We start from the raw sequence: 17,632 nt of genomic DNA, 5'->3' as shown, positions 1-17,632 counted from the left end.
ATGTGTTTAATAGGTACTTTTTAGCCCGAATGCTAACCCGTGTTCTTTAAATTAAAAAACAGTATAGGAAAAATCTTTTTCAGTGTATAATAGATACACTGTAAGATGAATAAGTAAAGGCAGGAACATATATGAAAACGAAATGGAAAATGGGGATACGAACAAAGATTTTAGGGGGCTATTTCTTTATTGTTTGTAGCTTATTTATAGCTATTATTCTTTTAAATAACCAAATTAAGTCGTTACAACAAGAGCGAAATTTTATTATTGATCACGATATCCAAATTCATGAGTTAACAGGTCGAATTGAAAATAGTTTGTTGAACATGGAAACGGGTCAACGCGGGTATGTACTCACAGGGGATTCAAGTTATTTAGCACCTTATGAACAAGGACAATCTCAATGGAGAGACGATTATAATAAGTTATATCGATTATTAGATGATAATTCTCAACAAGAGAAGCTAAAGGAAATAAAGTCAACCATTGAGAGTTGGGTTGAAAGCGCTGGAGAACCAACAATTAAATGGAAGCAAGAAGGTAACAAAGAAGAGCTAGAATCGTTTTTTAAAGTAGATTCTGGTCGCCGCTACATGGATGACATGCGCAGTCAATTTAATTCGTTTCGTGAAACGGAAAAAGCAATGACCGAACAAAGAGCAGTGGAATTAGATAGCCAAAATAAAAATATTACCTTAGGCATGTATGGTCTTCTCGTATTTGTCGCCTTATTTTCAACTGTAATTGGCGTTTTTTTATCAAGATCAATTGTTAATACAATGAAAGAAGTTACAAATACAATCAAACAGATTGCTACATCAAAAAATCAGTTAAATACGCGAATTAGAGTTAAAACAAACGACGAAATCAAAGAGCTAGGTGATGCAACTAACGAGCTACTAGATAGTGTAGAAGACCGAAATTGGCTTCAAACCAACCTGGCAGAAGTCGTGACTATGTATCAAGGCATTACGTCTATTCGAACATTAGCTGAGCAATTTCTACTAACGGTTTCTAAAATAACAGGTGCTTCATGCGGTGCATTTTATATTCGAAATGATGAGCATGATGAGATTGAGTTTGTAAAAGAAGCAAGTGTTGCTGATCGGTTTGAAGACGTAGGAAGAGAATCATTTAAAATGGGACAAGGGCTTATTGGACAATGTGCATTAGAGAAGAAACAGTTATGCTTAACAGATTTACCTCAAGGGTATCAATTGATTGGCTCAGGCTTAGGTGCAACCGTACCTAAAAGTGTGCTTATTGCTCCTGTTTTATTTGAAGGTGAAGTTATCGCGGTTATTGAATTAGCAAGCTTAGAAGACTTTACTGCGCTTGAAAAAGAGCTTATGAATCAGGTGGTTGAGACGTTTGGACTGACGATAAATAGCGTTACGAGACGAATGGAAATTGCTCGATTACTTTCGGAATCTCAAGCAATGACTGAAGAGCTTCAAGCACAGTCCGAAGAGCTTCAAACGCAGTCCGAAGAGCTTCAGATGCAATCTGAAGAGCTTCAAACCATCAATGAACAGTTAGAGGAGCGCACGCGAGACGCAGAACATCAGTCCGAAGAGCTTCTGGTTGCAAAAAAAGAGCTAGAAGAAAAAGCAAATCAGCTTGAATTGAACTCACAGTACAAGTCTGAGTTTTTAGCAAATATGTCTCATGAGCTTCGTACGCCGCTTAACAGTATATTAATCCTATCAGAGATGCTTTCGGAAAATGGAGATAATAGGCTTACAGATGAAGAAGAAGAGTATGCACGCATTATCCACTCTTCAGGCAGTGATTTATTAGGGTTAATTAATGATATTTTAGATTTATCAAAAGTAGAAGCAGGAAAGCTAGAGCTGCTTCTAAGTGAAGTTAACATGAGCGAGCTTCCACAACAGCTAGAGCGTCAGTTTGCTCATGTATCTGAAAAGAAAAATGTAGCTTTTCATGTATACAAAGAGGATGATGTACCGAATCTGTTTATAACGGATGAAAAGCGTGTTCAACAAATTTTGAAGAATTTGCTATCCAATGCTTTTAAATTTACTCATCAAGGAGAAGTATCTATTTTCATTCGACGAGCAAGTGAAAGCATCTCTCACCCAATAAAAGAATTAGTGGAGTCGAACTGCTGGCTCGAGTTTGAAGTAAGGGATACTGGAATTGGTATTCCTAAAGAAAAGCATGAACTGATTTTTGAAGCCTTCCAACAAGCAGATGGTGCCACGGTTCGGAAGTACGGTGGTACAGGTTTAGGGCTGTCCATTTGTAGCGAATTTGCAAAGCTTTTAGGTGGTTTTATTACACTTCATAGTGAAGTAAGTAAAGGAAGTTCGTTTACGCTTTATTTACCAAGCTTAATTAATGGGGCTGTGGATTATACTCAGCTAGAAGAAGCGTACAACCAAGTGGCGGTGACTTTTAATGAAGTGGAAGTCGCTGAAACACAGGTAGAAAGCAAAATTGACAATCAAGAAGAAGATACTTCAACTATAAATGACTCAAATGTATTCCAAGGAAAGAAAGTATTAATTGTTGATGATGACCAACGTAATATTTTTGCTTTACAAACAGCGTTGAAAAAGCAGGGAATGGACATCATCACGGCTCAAAATGGCCTTGAGTGTTTAGAGATTGTAGAGTCAAAAGAGCATCATATTGACTTAATTTTAATGGATATTATGATGCCGTATATGGACGGATATGAAACAATGCAAAAGATTCGTCGAGAGTTGGAATTAACTGATTTACCAATTATTGCATTAACCGCAAAAGCGATGAAAAATGATCGTGAAAAATGCTTAGAAGCAGGAGCGTCTGACTATATTAGCAAGCCGTTAGATTTAAGTCAGTTATTTTCCGTGATGCGCGTGTGGTTGGCAAGCTGAGTTAAGTAATGAAAAAGGATGTTACGTATGGATACAAATCAACTAGAAGTAAACGAAGCATCGTATAAATCAAATCTAGAGCTGAAGCTGCTATTAGAAGCGATTTATCGACTATCTGGATTTGATTTTAGAAAGTATGCTCAGTCCTCTGTATACCGACGAATTCAAAACCGAATGAACATCGATGGCATTCCAACGATTTCAAGAGTAATTGAAAAAGTTGTGCATGACGAGGAGTTTCTAGAGCAAATTTTAAACGATCTATCAATTAATGTAACAGAGATGTTCCGAAACCCAACGTTTTTTAAAGCGTTTCGTATGCAGGTAATACCTTTACTAAGACAGCATAAAGAAATTCGAATTTGGCATGCTGGCTGTGCAACAGGTGAGGAAGTATTTTCAATGGCTATCCTGTTACAAGAAGAGGGATTATTAGATAGAGCAGTTATATATGCAACAGATATGAACGAAGACGTGCTTCAAAAGGCAAGACAAGGAACGTTTTCACTTCGGAAAATGAAAGATTATACAAAAAACTATATGCAAGCAGGTGGAACAGAAGCCTTTTCACAGTATTATCAAACCGATCATCTATATGCTTATTTCCATCGAAGCTTATTAAAAAATATCATTTTTGCACAGCATAACTTAGTAACAGATCACTCATTTAATGAGTTTCACGTTATTATTTGTCGTAACGTGCTCATTTACTTTACAAATGAGCTTCAAGAGCAAGTATATGGGCTGTTTTCAGAAAGCTTATGTGAAGGTGGGTTTTTAGGACTTGGAGATAAAGAAACGCTGCGTTTTTCAGCTGGCTCTGAATTCTACGAAGAGTTTGTGGGAAATGAGCGAATTTATCGAAAAATAACTACATGAAGAAAGGTCGAGAGCGCATGCTCTCGACCTTTTTAAATAGATTTAGCTTGAACAAGCAGTAAACACATGTCATCTGGCTGGTTTTCACGCTGTTCGGGAGGGAGGATTTGATCCATGATAATTGATGTATCCTCCCATTTTTGAGAAGTAATTAATTTCAGTTGTTCAGTTGCCTCGACTTCCGAAGGTCCCATCGCTTCTAGTGCACCATCTGTAAATAATAGAAGTTGAACATCTTCTTCAAAAGACACTGTAAACTTGTTGACGTTAATGTCATCAAAAAAACCAACTGCACAGCTTCCTCGCTCCAACGGTAAGACTTCCTTGCCATCAATCAACATAAAGCCAGGGGGATGCCCAGCATTTACGTATTCGATCGTTTTCTTTTTTGTATCAATCACAACATAGATACCGGTAAAATAATAAGGAATATGATCTTTTTCCGTATGTAGCAAGGTCATGTAGCGATTTAACTCTTTAATCACAAGCTCAGGATCAACAAGAAGCTTAATAGCTTCTCTAAGGACAGATGAGATAAACATACAGACAAGAGAAGCCGAAATTCCGTGCCCCATCATATCAAATAAAATAATTCCGTATCGGTGTTTATCAATTTTATGGCAATAATACATATCTCCAGCGAGCTTAAAAGATGGTAAATAGGATACGTCCATTTTAATATCATCTTCTTTTAACAATTGGCTAAGAAGATTTCGCTGAACGTTTGTAGCTAAATCAAGTTCTGTTTGAATTTTCTTTTCATGCTCAGCGTGCCAGTCGAGCTCTGATTTTAGTCGAAGCGCAACGCGTATGCGTGCCAGCAGCTCTACTTTGTTAATGGGCTTTGTAATATAGTCACTTCCTCCAGCGTCGAGTGCTTCAACAAGCTTTGAAGAGTCCTCAAGAGCGGTGACAAAAATAATAGGGATGTTTCTCAAACGCTCGACGGTTTGAATACGGCGACACGCTTCAATACCATCAATTTCAGGCATCATAATATCTAATAGAATTAAATCAACAGGCGGTGTTTTTGCATGAGGATCATCTACTCTTAGATAGGTGAAAAGCTCTTGTGCCGATGTTAGTGATACGGTATCAGTATAACCAGCACCTTTTAAAATTTTATCAATTACAAATAAATTGACGGAATTATCGTCTACCAATAAAATGGCCATTCTTTATCTTTCCCCTTATCTTGTTTGAAGACTATTCAGTTTTCAAGCATACATTTTCTTTTAAGCTTTATTATACAAAACTTATATGGCTTGTGGTATTAACATCTCTTAATGTTAATAATAAAATTTGCCTCTACGGAAATACAGAGAGTTAAACTAGGTGATAATGTAATAATTTTCTAGAATTCTAAAGTTAAATGGGTTAATATGTAAATAACGGATAAGGAAAGGAAGGATAGTGTTGAAAAAAGGATTTTTATGGGGAGCTAAGGCTGTTGTTTTTGCATTATTAATTAGCAGCATTTATTTATCATATACTCAAAGTAACGATCCGTATCGTTTTTTTACGGGCTTAGGGAGTGAAATTTCAATTTCCCCAAATGACGATCGTTTGTTATTTTCATATTATACAAATGGAAATGAACAGATTTACAGTTCGAGTATAAGTGGAAAGGATGTCCAGCAGCTTACAACGTCGAGTGAAACTCGGAGTCATACACCGCGCTATTCAAATGACGGCAAAAAGTTTTTATTTTTAGCAAAGAAAGCGGATGCTAATGAGCAAAACGTTCTTAATGTTACGAATGCGGATGGGCAAACACCTCAAAAGGTTAGTGATGATTCTCTACACGTAACGGATGCTGTATTTTCAAAGAATAATCAGCAAATATATTTTATCGGAATGCCTGCTTCAGATCTTGGGAAATTAGAAGGAACAGCAGAAGGTGGAAGCAATCTCTACGTTGCAGATGTACAGACTGGAAAGGTCAAGCAACTAACAAAGAAAGACTATTTTTCAATGGGAGATTTAGCTGTTGATGATGATGACGTATATTATACCGTTTTTAATGAGCATGAAGAGCTCTACTCATATAATCTAAAAGCAAACAAAGAACAGCGTGTAAATTACAATAAACTAACAGGAGATATCTATGAAACAACTTTTACACCATCTGGTGATCAAGTAGCGTATACAGCAGTCTCAAAAGAGTCTGAAAACAGCTCGTTATATGAATATGAACTATTTTTATTTGATATTCAATCAAATAAAACAGAGCAGTTAACAACGTTAAAATCTAGCGTAAATTCTCCTGTGTTTTTTCATAAGCAAAATAAAGTTATTTTTCTACATGATACAGCCTGGGCAGCACAACCTGAAGAGTATAAGTTAAAAACAATTGATCTAAAAACAAAAGAAATACAAGAAGTAAAGTTATCAGTTCCTAAAGATACGAATAATAGCGCGCTGAACAAGTTAGTAGGCTATATAGGAAATGGATATACAATTGGGCTATTATACGTCGTACTGCTTTCTTTATTCACATACTCGTTTCATAAAAATAAGCATAAACCATACGTAATTTCGATTATTAGTCTTAGCATTGCTATTGTAGGAGTTGTAGCAAGCTTTGTTACAGCAGCTGTTTTTGATCCATGGGTGGGCATTGCAATTGGGACGTTATCAATTGGCATCGCGGCATGCAGCATTATCTTATTTCTCATTGCGTTTGTCATAAAGCAAGTGACGACAACGCATAATCATTCACTATAATAAGAGCTGCAACAGGTACAGGTGGACTGTACCTGTTTTTTCTATTTGAAAAACGAGGTATAATAAGGTGAATCGTTTTCATAAAACAGGGGGATTACTGAATGAAACCAAAGATTAGCGATGTAGCCAAGCGCGCTGGCGTATCACCAACGACGGTGTCGCGCGTTTTAAATAATAGAGGATATATTAGTGAAGAAACAAAAACACGCGTGCATCAAGCGATGAAAGATATTAACTATTTCCCGAATGATGTAGCACGTTCTTTGTTTAATAAGCGCACAAACGTCATTGGTTTAATCTTTCCAACGGTTGCCAATCCATTCTTTGGTGAACTGACGTTTTATATTGAAAATATCTGTACCAAATTAGGCTACAAAGTATTGTTGTGCAACAGTTTAAACCGAGTAGATGAAGAAGAAAAATACGTTGAAATGTTAATGCGTAACCAAGTGGACGGAATTATTGTTGGAACCCATAACCGAGGAATTATTAATTATCACAAGGAGCATCTCGCTGTCGTAGCTATTGACCGAAATTTATCTGAAACGATACCCGTTGTCAGCTCAGACAATTATGAAGGAGGAAAGCTAGCGACGGAATTGTTGGTGAAAAAAGGGTGTCATCATATTGTTCATTTGAATGGACCAGCCGAATTAGAAACGCCAGCGAGGTTTAGACGAAAAGCATACGAAGACGTGATGAGACAAAGTGGAAAAGAACCAATTACTTATGAAATTCCCGCGACGTTTGATCGACGCAGTCAACAGGGAATAATTGAACAGCTGTTTGATGAACAAGTTAACGTAGATGGGATTTTTGCCAGTGATGATGTCATTGCAGCTTCTGTTTTACGAGAAGCAAAGAGGCGAGGAAGAGATGTTCCTAGCGATTTAAAAGTAGTGGGATATGACGGAACTGAGGTAACACAAACGCTTCTTCCGGAGTTAACGACTATCAAGCAGCCGGTTGAACAAATTGCTCAGCGATCTGTTGAACTGTTATTGCAAGCTATTGAAGGAAAGTTTGGTGAACTGCCTTTAGAAACCAAGCTTCCCGTTCAGTTATTGGAAGGAAGCACAACGTAACGATACATAGCCTAAAATGGGCTATGTGTTTTTTTGTGTCAACCCGTTGACATATGAAACCGGTTGACATAGAATATATTTGAAAGTGCTTTCAAATATTGGGGAATGAGTTCACTTCAAAGGGGTTAGAGGGATGAATAAATCTAAAAATTTGTATTGGAAGCTAAGCGCTTATTTTTTCTTTTTCTTTTTTACGTGGTCATCGAGCTACTCATTATTTTCGATTTGGCTTGGACAAGAGATGAATCTAAACGGGGCTGAAACAGGCATTATCTTTTCTGTAAACGCTATCTTTGCTCTTTGTATGCAGCCGATTTATGGATATGTTTCCGATAAAATTGGTTTAAAGAAAAACATTTTATTTTTTATTAGTACACTGCTTGTGTTTGTGGGACCTTTTTACGTATTTGTCTATGGTCCGTTACTCCAAGCCAATGTAATAGTTGGAGCCGTAGTAGGGGGATTATACCTTGGTGTTGCCTTCTTAGCAGGGATTGGAGCTATCGAATCTTATATTGAAAAAGTGAGTAGAAAGTATAGCTTCGAATATGGAAAATCGAGAATGTGGGGATCTTTAGGCTGGGCGGCAGCGACGTTTTTTGCAGGACAGCTGTTTAATATCAATCCAAACATTAATTTTTGGGTCGCTTCTGTATCCGCTATCATTCTGGTTTTAATCATTTTATCGGTTAAAGTTGAAATGACAGATTCAGAGATGAATAAAGCTGAATCCGTTAAAATGAAAGACGTTTGGAATCTCTTTTTATTGAAGGACTTCTGGTTCTTCATGGTTTATATACTTGGCGTTACGTGCATTTACGGCGTATATGACCAGCAATTTCCTATCTACTACGCATCATTATTTCCAACAGAGCAGTTGGGAAATCAGGTTTTTGGTTATTTAAATTCATTTCAAGTTTTCTTGGAAGCTGGAATGATGTTTCTAGCACCTTTTATTGTTAATAAGCTTGGAGCAAAGAATAGTTTAATTCTAGCAGGTCTCCTTATGGCACTTCGCATCATAGGGTCTGGCCTGGTTGGTGGGCCAATTGGGATTTCATCTATGAAACTCATTCATGCGCTTGAACTACCAATCATGTTAATTGCTATCTTTAAATATTTAGCGGCCAACTTCGATACACGCTTATCATCTATTCTTTACTTGGTTGGCTTTCAGTTTGCCTCACAGGTAGGAGCTTCTATCATGTCTCCACTTGCAGGAATGTTATATGATTTAGTTGGTTTTAGATCTACGTACTTAATTATGGGTGGCTTTGTGTTATTTTTCACCATTCTATCAATCTTTACATTGTTAAATCACAAAAAACAACCTGTGCTGAAGCAGGCTAACAATGTACCTAAAATAGTGTAGGGGGGAATGAATATGTTAACAACGAACGGAATTCAACAAGCAACGGAAGCAGTGGAACAAGCAAAGAAAAAGGTAAACAATCGTCATCGTCTCGGCTATCACATTATGGCTCCAGCAAATTGGATTAATGATCCAAATGGCCTTGTTCAATTTAAAGGAGAGTATCACGTTTTTTATCAGCATCATCCTTATGATGAAAATTGGGGTCCTATGCACTGGGGACATGTGAAAAGCTTAGATTTAGTTAATTGGGAACATCTTCCGATTGCACTTGCTCCAGAAGATGCTTGTGACAAGGATGGCTGCTTTTCTGGTAGCGCAGTTGATAATGATGGAGAGCTTACGTTAATTTATACGGGACATCATTATATCGACAAAGAAAGAGACTTGTTTTATCAAAACCAAAATATTGCAGTCAGTACAGATGGAGTACATTTCAAAAAGGTAGTCGAGAATCCAGTTATTGAAAAGCCGCCAGCAGATAGCTCTCATCATTTTCGTGACCCAAAAGTATGGAAGCGCGGAAGGGATTGGTATATGATAGTGGGGAATTCAAAAAACAACATTGGTCGCGTTATTTTATATCGCTCTCCAAACCTTCGAAACTGGGAGTATATTGGCGTACTAGCAGAAGGAAACGAGCAGCTTGGTTATATGTGGGAATGTCCAGATTTCTTTGAGCTTAACGGTAAACATGTTCTACTGATGTCACCACAGGGGATAAAAGAAGCTGGAGATCACTTTAAAAACTTGTTTCAAACGGGCTATATGATTGGAGAATATGAGTACGACAAGAACAAGTTTGGGCATGGAGAATTTATTGAGTTAGATTATGGTCATGACTTTTATGCGGTTCAAACATTTTTAGACGATAAAAACCGTCGGATTGCAATTGGCTGGATGGATATGTGGGAATCGGATATGCCTACAAAGAAAGATGGCTGGTGCGGAGCACTTACATTACCTAGAGAACTTACGCTTTCAGCTGATGGAAAGATAAAGATGGTGCCTGTTGCAGAGGTGACACAGCTTCGAGAAAAGAAGCTGTCAGCGATTGAAAATCAAACGATTACTTCTAGCTATGAAATGGGTGTGCAGGGTTCAATGTTTGAGGTTGAAGCTGTGTTAGAGGTGACGAATGCAGAGAAGGTAGAGCTAGTACTTCGAGGCATCGAAAACGAAGCCACAGTTCTTGCCTATGACAAATCTACAAATAAACTTAGGCTTGATTGCTCTAAATCAGGCAAGAAAAAAGATGGAATTCGTCGTGTCAAACTAGCAGCTAGTGACCAGTTGAAGCTACGTATTTTTGTTGACCGCTCTTCGATTGAAGTATTTATTAATGAAGGAGAGGCTACGATGACAAGTCGTATCTATCCAACAGAACCGTATCGCAGTGTAGAATTTACAAGTTGTTCAGGAAAAAGTCTACTGAAAAAAGCAACGTGCTGGAAATTAAAAGATATTTGGAATGAGAAATAAGCAAAAAGCACGGGACTAGTCCCGTGCTTTTTCGCTACTCTGCAAAATTATTCTCAATGAATTTTTGTTCTTCTTCAATTGTTAGTGTGCCGTAGGCTTGACCAACATTTCCACCTTGAAGTCTCCAAAAAAAGTTATGGTCTTCTGCAACTCTTGAAAAATTATCATTTTCCCAACGTTTTAAGATCGTTAGCATGTCTGTTTTATGTTCAAAAGAACTTGCTTCTACAATTGCAATCACTTTTTTGACATTTTCATTTGTTAAAGGAACCGCCCCCCATTTATCCTGAGCACGCACTTTTTGATGAGTCATCTCGTGCATAATTTGCATCACTTCACTTTCTTCAGAATCAGCGGTTATACCGAGTTCTTCTGATACGCCACCTATAAAGCTTGTTTGTTCTTTAATTTCTTCTTCAATTTCTTCTGCTTTTTCCTTTTCAACAGAAGCAGCTGTGGTTAAAGAGGAGTATCCTGCTTTTTTGTCGTTAATCGAAGCGGACCCATAATGAACCAAATAAATACGGAAGAAATAATGGCTATGAGCCAGTAAATGAGCCAAAACGTATCTTGAAAGGGAACGATAAAAAAAGCAGATCCAATCAATATAAGCATAATAAGAGAGCACTTACAAAAACGGTAAAAGGAGCGCCACTGCTCTTGCTTTTTTGCTTCACCAACTAAACAGATTTTCTCAGGAAGCGTACCGTTATTCCATTTATGGTTCGCCCATTCGTCTGCCCACTTGATGGTTTGGTGGCCATAAACGATGGAAAATGCAATATATGCTGCCGATAAGCCGTGAAAAAAGGTTGGCTTTGTTCCGGTGGATAAATCGATAAATGTAACTCCTAACAGAAATAAATCAATAAGCGGTGTTGCTGCTAACAAAACAAGAGAGAGCTTTTCTTTTTTCCATACATACCGACAAAGCAATCCTAAAGCCAAGAACATCCAAAAAGCGACTTCTCCCAGTATAATGGCTAGAAAAATAGGGTTCATATACCTAGGTTCCTCCTTCTTACTTCAAGGTAGTCAATTCTATCATGACAATCATTTCAGCTAATCTTTCTTGTGAAATTAAATTTTCTAATCATAGTATAGTGCTGTTCAGCTTAACAAATAAGGAAAATTCCATGTATCTCTCTATGTGTATATGAAAAGTATAACTGCTCGTTTTAAATAAAGTAACATAACAAAAGGAAAAAAATTCATTTTTTGAAGTCGTAGTAAAAACTCAGGCTAAAGTTGTAGAAAAACATACCAAAAGATACGGCAGGTGATGGATACGATAAAAGCTCTTTATTCATACAATGAAGATAGAAAGAAAGAGAGCGTTAGTAATAGAGGAGGAACCAATAATGACAGCTAAACAAAATGTTGAAACGAAAAAGCATATGTTTAAAGAATACTGGAATGAAATAATTAAAGCCCTCATTGCGGCGAAATAAAAGGAGGAACAAATATGATTTACGTAAATGATTATGTGGTAAAAACCATTCATGAACTACACGTGCAAGAAGTTGAGCGAAAACGATTTTACCTTACCATATTTAAGCGCCAACATTGAGCATCTTATTAAGAGTTTCTTCAGTCATATGGTATGATAACAAATATCTTGAATTGAAGAGGTGCGAGTTATGAAAATTGAAGTATGGTCGGACTTTGTTTGCCCATTTTGTTATATTGGAAAACGTCGTTTAGAGGATGCCCTTGCGCAGTTTCCACATAAAGATGATGTTGAAGTGGAGTTTAAAAGCTTTGAGCTTGATCAAAATGCGCCACTAAATACAGGTCAAACCATTAATGAAGCGTTAGCGAAAAAGTATGGCATGACGATTGAACAAGCGCAGCAGGCAAATGAAGGTATCGGCCAGCAGGCTAAAAGCGTTGGACTAACGTTTAATTTTGATAATATGAAGCCGACGAATACCTTTGATGCGCATCGCTTAGCAAAGTTTGCTAAAACAAAAGGTCAAGAAGAAGTAATCACTGAAAAATTACTCTATGCGTATTTTACAGAATCAAAAAATCTTGGTGATCGTGAGGTTCTTGTAAGCGTAGCGGAAGAAGCGGGCTTAGATCGCTCAGAAGCACTAGCCGTTCTGGAAGATAAAACGTCGTACTCAAATGATGTCCGTATTGATGAAAGTTTAGCGCAACAATACGGCGTAACGGGTGTTCCGTTTTTTGTCATTAATCAAAAGTATGCTATTTCAGGCGCACAGCCAAAAGAAACGTTCACAAGTGCTCTTGAAAAAGTATGGGCAGAAGAAAACCCGGCTCCTAAACTGCAGGATTTATCTGGGGATAGCTCTGTAGATGCAGCCTGCGTGGATGGGAACTGTGCCGTTCCATCAAAAGATGAACAATAACTAGTAAGTTATATCGTAAGAAAAAAGGAGAGAGCTTAAGCTCCTCCTTTTTTAATGGAATAATTTATTCACTTTTTCTTCGCCGTTTAGATAATCTGTAGCTAACTCTTTTAGTGACTGTTCACTGGAGAAATCGCTTAGTTGTTGAGTATACCAGCTTTCCAACTCCTTTTTTGTAAGTGTATATTCAGTATCATCAAATTGAAAGGTGATCCAGTTTGCATTTTGAATTAACGCAAAGATAAAGGTAGCGTTATAAATAGTGAATTGTTAAAATTAAACAAATGTGTAGCATTCCTTCAAGAAGTGAGCTTAGATTTCACAATATTGACAATAGAAATAAATTGAATATTTTGGTAATGTATAAGTGGGACAATTGGGAAAAGGAGTATCTATGAAAATATCGTTTATAAGACATGGTAAATCTGCTTGGAACGAAAATGAAAAAATAAGCAGTGAACAATTTCGTGAATGGGTGTCAGCTTATGACGAAAAAGGCGTTCAGGAAGAAGAAGAGTACCCGCAGTCAACGGTCGAAATTGTTGCTAGCAGCGGCATCGTACTAACGAGTGACTTAAAAAGAAGTCAACACTCAGCTAATCTATTGACGAGAGGGTCACGATTAAACTCAGACAGTATCTTTAGAGAAGTAGAGCTCCCTCAATGTACATTTGGTCAGTTTATTAAATGCAAACCAGCTGTTTGGCTTGTCATATTAAGGCTTTTATGGCTGGCTGGATACAGTCAGTCATGTGAGTCGTACAAGCAAGCGAGAAAGCGAGCAAAAATTGGAGCAGAACGCTTAGTTCAATATGCCAAAAATAAAGAGACAGTTGTCCTTGTTGGTCACGGATTTTTTAATCGTTTACTCGCAAAAGAACTAGAGAAAATGGGCTGGGTTACATATGAAAAAATGAGCAGCAAACATTGGAAGTGCATTACATATGAGTCTCCTTAATAAGTAGGTAAAGTCATCGCTTTTGGAAGCGATGGCTTTTTTATCTTTTTGGAAAAATGTTGACATATACAGTTAAACTATATATAGTTTAACTGTATAAAGAGGGTGAATAAGTGAAAAAGCATAAACTTCTTCCGTTATCAGAAACAATGCACTATATTTTATTAGCTTTACGAGAACCTTTGCACGGATACGCGATTATGAAAAGAATTGAAGAGCTAAGTAATCATGATGTTCGGATTGCAGCCGGAACGCTATACGGAGCGATTGAAAATTTATTAAAACAAAAGTGGATTAAGCAGGTTCCATCTGATGATCCGAGGAGAAAAGTATATAACATCACAGACGAAGGGAAGCGTATTTTGAAAGTTGAACAACAGCGCTTAGCCCATATACTTTCTTTATATAAGGAGTGAGTGATCATGAAGAAATTTAAACTGTTTATCGATGTGGAGAAAGAAGAAGACTGGCTCAATGAAATGATAAGAAAAGGATGGCTTTGTCAACGAGTTGGGATGTTTGGAAGCTATCGTTTTATTAAAAGCTCTGCTGTAAGTCATGTTATTCGACTTGATCACCAAACGTTTAAAAATAAAGCTGATTTCTTATCTTATAAAACGCTCTATGAAGACTATGGGTGGAAGCATATTGCTGGAACAAAAATGAGTCATACACAGTATTGGATGGGGGAACCAGACGGAGATACGGAGTTGTTTTCAGACCTTTCCTCTCAAATTTCGTATTACAAGCGATTAATGAACTACAATGGTTTCTTCATGGTCTTTATTTTGTTTTTCATTATGATGTTTTACTCTGATAAAAACTTTGAAGCAGTTTGGAATCCAAAAGCAGCTTACTATACTCAAGGCCTTTGGGAGATGGAAAATCCTCAATTTATATTGGGCTTTCTATTTGAAACGCCCTTTGCTTTAATGAGATTTTTGAGCCCGTGGATTATGATTATATGTGGAATTATATTTGTCTTAACTTATCGGAAGTACGCAAAAAAAGTTAAAGAGCTATCTTCGTAACAGCAAGGGCAGGCTTCAGGTTTGAAGCCTGCCCTTGCTGTTTGTACATTCTTAGTAACAAGAGAATCAATATGTAAAAAATGTAATTTAAGTTATAGTGTTCCTTTGAAATAACTGGTAAACTATACATGATTACTGGGAGGTGAAGGTGTTGGCAAAGCAGATTTACAACGGGCGCTATACGGCAGATTGAGAAGAAGATATGGTTGTGTTTATTATCGGTATGAGAATTAATAAACTATTTTCTTTCTCAAAATGGCTTCCTGTATTTATGGCAATGCCGCCGATGATAAAAGAACTTTATCAAAACAAAGAGCTCGGCTTTTTACATACGGAAATGTCTTTTTCATGGAAAACAATGACTTTAATACAATACTGGAAAAGCTTTGAACAACTTGAGTCCTATGCAAAAGGAGCTCGTCATTTAAAAGCATGGAAGAAGTTTAATCAGCGAATTGGAAGCGATGGAACGGTTGGGATCTATCATGAAACGTATAAAGTCGAAGCAAATGCGTATGAGTCCATTTATGCAAACATGCCGCTGTTTGGACTGGCGAAAGCAAAAGGGCACAGGCCTGTAAATCGAGGGTTAGAGTCTGCGAGAGAAAGGTTGACGAAAGAGCATTCATAAATTCATTGTTGGTTACAATTGCAAATTAATAATGGTACTTAAAAGCTTTTGTTAACGAATAATAGAAAAAAGTAATGAAACAACCAAGAGTGAAGTGAAAGATGAAGAGTTTAAAAGTGGCTTATAGCTGCTTTTTTTAGCGAGGAGAGGAATATGAATAACAAGTTAGTCCGTGGCACGTTTTTTTTAACAGCTGCTACGTTCATCTCAAAAATCTTAGGGTTTGTTTATATTATTCCATTTATGAATTTGGTAGGAGATGAAGGATACGCTCTTTATAAATATGCGTATGGGCCTTATGGTCTTATGATTAGCTTATCGACAATGGGTCTCCCGCTAGCCGTTTCCAAGTACGTGTCAAAATATAATGGGCTAGGAAACTATCGGGCAAGTCAAGATTTATTGAAGTTTGGCTTGTTTTTAATGATGGTGACTGGGTTTATAGCATGCGCAACTTTATATGCTTTAGCTCCAACTTTAGCCCATTTCGTTGTTGGAAGGCAAGATGGAAGTGGAAATAGTATTGATGACGTAGTTTACGTAATTCGAATGGTCAGCTTTGCTCTTCTTATCATTCCAACAATGAGCTTACTACGAGGGTATTTTCAAGGCAATCAATCAATGGGTCCCTCGGCTTTGAGCACGGTAATTGAGCAGGTCGTTCGCGTTCTGTTTATCGTATGTGGCGCGTATGCTGTGTTAACAATGTTTAATGGTAGTATAACAAGCGCGGTTGGAGTGGCGACATTTGGTGCAGTGATGGGAGGCGGCGCAGGTCTTCTTATATTGGTAACTGTGTATCAAAAGCGCAAGCATTTTATTTATAAACAAGTACAGAACAGTCGAGAGAACAAAAAAATTCCGATTGCTTCAATGTTAAAGGAGCTATTAAGTTATAGCATTCCATTTGTAATTGTTGGATTAGCCATTCCTATCTATCAAAATATCGATACGTTTACAATTAATGCGTTGTTTCAATCGATTGGCTATACCCAAGAAAAAGCCGAAACAGTCAATGCAGTTATTGGTCTTGCGCAGATATTGGTAATGATTCCAGTCTCACTAGCAACTGCTTTTGGGATGTCACTGCTTCCAAGCATTACGACTTCTTATACAAAAGGTGAAATAAATAATGTGAAGCAGAAAATTACGCAGGTTCTGCAGCTCTTTTTCTTTTTGACGCTTCCTGCTGCTGTTGGTTTATCACTGTTAGCAAAGCCTGTTTATCGAATGATTTTTCTGTCAGGAAGCAGCTATGAGCTGGGAGGTTTTGTTCTCCAATGGTACGCACCAATGGCCATTTTATTTGGTTTATTTACTATTACAGCAGCTATTTTACAAGGAATTAATCAGCAGAAAAAGGTCATTGCTGGTTTGCTAATTGGGATTATACTGAAGCTGAGTCTAAATATTGCACTACTTTCATCTTTTAAAGAACTCACACCAATTTTGGCGACGTACGTAGGCTATGGCGTCTCTGTTTTATATAATTTCCATCTTATTAAAAAAGCTCTGTCATACCGCATCATCCCCGAGCTTGCCAGAATGAAAATATCTATTGTGCACGTAACGTTCATGGGAATCGTTGTGTTTATCATGAGCAAATTGTTAACGGTTTGGTTAGCAGGCGCTGTACAGGATTATACTGCTTCTGTCCTTACAGCTATTCTTTCAGCAATAGCGGGAGCAGGTATTTATATGGGTTGCAGTTTTAGTAACAGCGAAATACGGGATCTATTTAAAAAGCCAAGAAGAAAAGTATCATGATGCTTTTCTCCTTAGTTATTTATATATAAATATATTTATATATAATGGTTCACTAGTGTTGCGTAAATATTGTCGCAATTTTCAGTCTTATTATCCTCCTTGTTTAGAGCCAAAAAGGTAAATACCTATTCAAAGGTGGCTCCATCCATTTGGGTCTTTTTTACAATTAGACTTGTGCGACAACAACAATTTGCTTATTAAGGGATGGCTTTCCCTTCAATCTTTCGAAGCCAGATATGGGCTGGTTTCCACAATGCAGCCCTTAAATAACGGCTAATTTGTAAGGTTTTTCGCTTACTTCTTGTTTCAAGTTGTACGGGAACATGTAGGCAAAAAACAATCAGTGCGATAAACACTTGGTTTTGAATCGCCCATTCACTTTGACCGTAGAACTTTTTGATGCTGAGATGCTGTTTGATCCATTTAAAGAACAACTCAAT

General features: G+C 37.3%; 15 protein-coding genes and 1 pseudogene. 12 read left to right on the top strand and 4 right to left on the bottom strand.

Going from position 1 to position 17,632, the window contains the following annotated elements; genetic code table 11:
• Positions 1-131: 131 nt before the first annotated feature.
• Complete coding sequence (locus tag AS180_RS14380) at positions 132-2,885, top strand: CHASE3 domain-containing protein (protein WP_062686975.1); 2,754 nt, start codon at positions 132-134, stop codon at positions 2,883-2,885.
• A gap of 27 nt (positions 2,886-2,912) precedes the next feature.
• Positions 2,913-3,764 (top strand): CheR family methyltransferase, encoded by an 852-nt coding sequence (locus AS180_RS14375; RefSeq protein WP_025910927.1) that lies wholly within the window; start codon positions 2,913-2,915, stop codon positions 3,762-3,764.
• A gap of 32 nt (positions 3,765-3,796) precedes the next feature.
• Here the strand turns inward: AS180_RS14375 and AS180_RS14370 are convergent, their stop codons facing one another.
• Complete coding sequence (locus AS180_RS14370; protein ID WP_062686974.1) at positions 3,797-4,939, bottom strand: SpoIIE family protein phosphatase; 1,143 nt, start codon at positions 4,937-4,939, stop codon at positions 3,797-3,799.
• A gap of 241 nt (positions 4,940-5,180) precedes the next feature.
• Here AS180_RS14370 and AS180_RS14365 point away from each other — a divergent pair, with 241 nt between their 5' ends.
• From AS180_RS14365 to AS180_RS14350, 4 genes are all read left to right on the top strand, one after another.
• Positions 5,181-6,491 carry a TolB-like translocation protein gene (locus tag AS180_RS14365; protein ID WP_061785549.1) on the top strand — a complete coding sequence of 437 codons (1,311 nt, stop codon included), beginning with the start codon at positions 5,181-5,183 and terminating at the stop codon, positions 6,489-6,491.
• 101 nt (positions 6,492-6,592) lie between these two features.
• Positions 6,593-7,576: a LacI family DNA-binding transcriptional regulator gene (locus AS180_RS14360; RefSeq protein WP_061785548.1), complete on the top strand. Its 984-nt coding sequence runs from the start codon at positions 6,593-6,595 to the stop codon at positions 7,574-7,576.
• Positions 7,577-7,709: 133 nt separating this feature from the next.
• On the top strand, positions 7,710-8,948 hold the full coding sequence (locus tag AS180_RS14355) for an MFS transporter (RefSeq protein WP_025910936.1): 1,239 nt from the start codon (positions 7,710-7,712) through the stop codon (positions 8,946-8,948).
• Positions 8,949-8,960: 12 nt separating this feature from the next.
• Positions 8,961-10,430, top strand: a complete 1,470-nt coding sequence (locus tag AS180_RS14350) for a glycoside hydrolase family 32 protein (RefSeq protein WP_061785547.1) — start codon at positions 8,961-8,963, stop codon at positions 10,428-10,430.
• Between the two features lie 34 nt (positions 10,431-10,464).
• Here the strand turns inward: AS180_RS14350 and AS180_RS14345 are convergent, their stop codons facing one another.
• Positions 10,465-10,947, bottom strand: coding sequence for a DUF6241 domain-containing protein (locus tag AS180_RS14345; RefSeq protein WP_061785546.1), 483 nt, complete (start codon positions 10,945-10,947; stop codon positions 10,465-10,467).
• Positions 10,890-11,432: a hypothetical protein gene (locus AS180_RS14340; RefSeq protein ID WP_025910939.1), complete on the bottom strand. Its 543-nt coding sequence runs from the start codon at positions 11,430-11,432 to the stop codon at positions 10,890-10,892. The genes AS180_RS14345 and AS180_RS14340 overlap by 58 nt, the downstream gene beginning before the upstream one ends.
• Before the next feature lie 638 nt (positions 11,433-12,070).
• On the opposite strand from AS180_RS14340, the gene AS180_RS14335 reads away from it, so the two are divergent.
• The 6 genes from AS180_RS14335 to AS180_RS14310 all read left to right on the top strand — a co-directional run bounded on the left by AS180_RS14335 (position 12,071) and on the right by AS180_RS14310 (position 17,192).
• Entirely contained in the window at positions 12,071-12,805 is a 735-nt protein-coding gene (locus AS180_RS14335) for a DsbA family oxidoreductase (RefSeq protein ID WP_025910941.1), read from the top strand.
• Between the two features lie 394 nt (positions 12,806-13,199).
• Positions 13,200-13,763 carry a histidine phosphatase family protein gene (locus tag AS180_RS14330; RefSeq protein ID WP_061785545.1) on the top strand — a complete coding sequence of 188 codons (564 nt, stop codon included), beginning with the start codon at positions 13,200-13,202 and terminating at the stop codon, positions 13,761-13,763.
• A gap of 149 nt (positions 13,764-13,912) precedes the next feature.
• Positions 13,913-14,179, top strand: coding sequence for a PadR family transcriptional regulator (locus tag AS180_RS14325; protein ID WP_061785558.1), 267 nt, complete (start codon positions 13,913-13,915; stop codon positions 14,177-14,179).
• Between the two features lie 6 nt (positions 14,180-14,185).
• The gene (locus tag AS180_RS14320) at positions 14,186-14,794 is read left to right on the top strand and encodes a DUF2812 domain-containing protein (RefSeq protein ID WP_061785544.1); all 609 of its coding nucleotides are present in this window, start codon (positions 14,186-14,188) and stop codon (positions 14,792-14,794) included.
• 202 nt (positions 14,795-14,996) lie between these two features.
• Positions 14,997-15,425: a DUF4188 domain-containing protein gene (locus AS180_RS14315; protein ID WP_090752826.1), complete on the top strand. Its 429-nt coding sequence runs from the start codon at positions 14,997-14,999 to the stop codon at positions 15,423-15,425.
• A 153-nt stretch (positions 15,426-15,578) separates the two neighbouring features.
• Positions 15,579-17,192, top strand: coding sequence for a putative polysaccharide biosynthesis protein (locus tag AS180_RS14310; RefSeq protein ID WP_062686973.1), 1,614 nt, complete (start codon positions 15,579-15,581; stop codon positions 17,190-17,192).
• A gap of 197 nt (positions 17,193-17,389) precedes the next feature.
• Here the strand turns inward: AS180_RS14310 and AS180_RS14305 are convergent.
• A pseudogene (locus tag AS180_RS14305) lies at positions 17,390-17,632 on the bottom strand (IS4 family transposase); the annotation flags it as partial.

It is taken from the genome of Priestia veravalensis (genome assembly GCF_001457055.1).
GTDB classification, from domain to species: Bacteria; Bacillota; Bacilli; order Bacillales; family Bacillaceae_H; genus Priestia; species Priestia flexa.
Note: the sequence above shows the minus strand (reverse complement) of the source record. Positions and strands in the feature narration are given on the sequence as shown.

Excerpts from the sequence above, each read along its gene's own strand:
- AS180_RS14380 (WP_062686975.1), top strand. The coding sequence starts at position 132 with ATGAAAACGAAATGGAAAATGGGGATACGAACAAAGATTTTAGGGGGC.
- AS180_RS14375 (WP_025910927.1), top strand. The coding sequence starts at position 2,913 with ATGGATACAAATCAACTAGAAGTAAACGAAGCATCGTATAAATCAAAT.
- AS180_RS14370 (WP_062686974.1), bottom strand. The coding sequence starts at position 4,939 with ATGGCCATTTTATTGGTAGACGATAATTCCGTCAATTTATTTGTAATT.
- AS180_RS14360 (WP_061785548.1), top strand. The coding sequence starts at position 6,593 with ATGAAACCAAAGATTAGCGATGTAGCCAAGCGCGCTGGCGTATCACCA.
- AS180_RS14355 (WP_025910936.1), top strand. The coding sequence starts at position 7,710 with ATGAATAAATCTAAAAATTTGTATTGGAAGCTAAGCGCTTATTTTTTC.
- AS180_RS14350 (WP_061785547.1), top strand. The coding sequence starts at position 8,961 with ATGTTAACAACGAACGGAATTCAACAAGCAACGGAAGCAGTGGAACAA.
- AS180_RS14340 (WP_025910939.1), bottom strand. The coding sequence starts at position 11,432 with ATGAACCCTATTTTTCTAGCCATTATACTGGGAGAAGTCGCTTTTTGG.
- AS180_RS14335 (WP_025910941.1), top strand. The coding sequence starts at position 12,071 with ATGAAAATTGAAGTATGGTCGGACTTTGTTTGCCCATTTTGTTATATT.
- AS180_RS14330 (WP_061785545.1), top strand. The coding sequence starts at position 13,200 with ATGAAAATATCGTTTATAAGACATGGTAAATCTGCTTGGAACGAAAAT.
- AS180_RS14325 (WP_061785558.1), top strand. The coding sequence starts at position 13,913 with ATGCACTATATTTTATTAGCTTTACGAGAACCTTTGCACGGATACGCG.
- AS180_RS14320 (WP_061785544.1), top strand. The coding sequence starts at position 14,186 with ATGAAGAAATTTAAACTGTTTATCGATGTGGAGAAAGAAGAAGACTGG.
- AS180_RS14315 (WP_090752826.1), top strand. The coding sequence starts at position 14,997 with ATGGTTGTGTTTATTATCGGTATGAGAATTAATAAACTATTTTCTTTC.
- AS180_RS14310 (WP_062686973.1), top strand. The coding sequence starts at position 15,579 with ATGAATAACAAGTTAGTCCGTGGCACGTTTTTTTTAACAGCTGCTACG.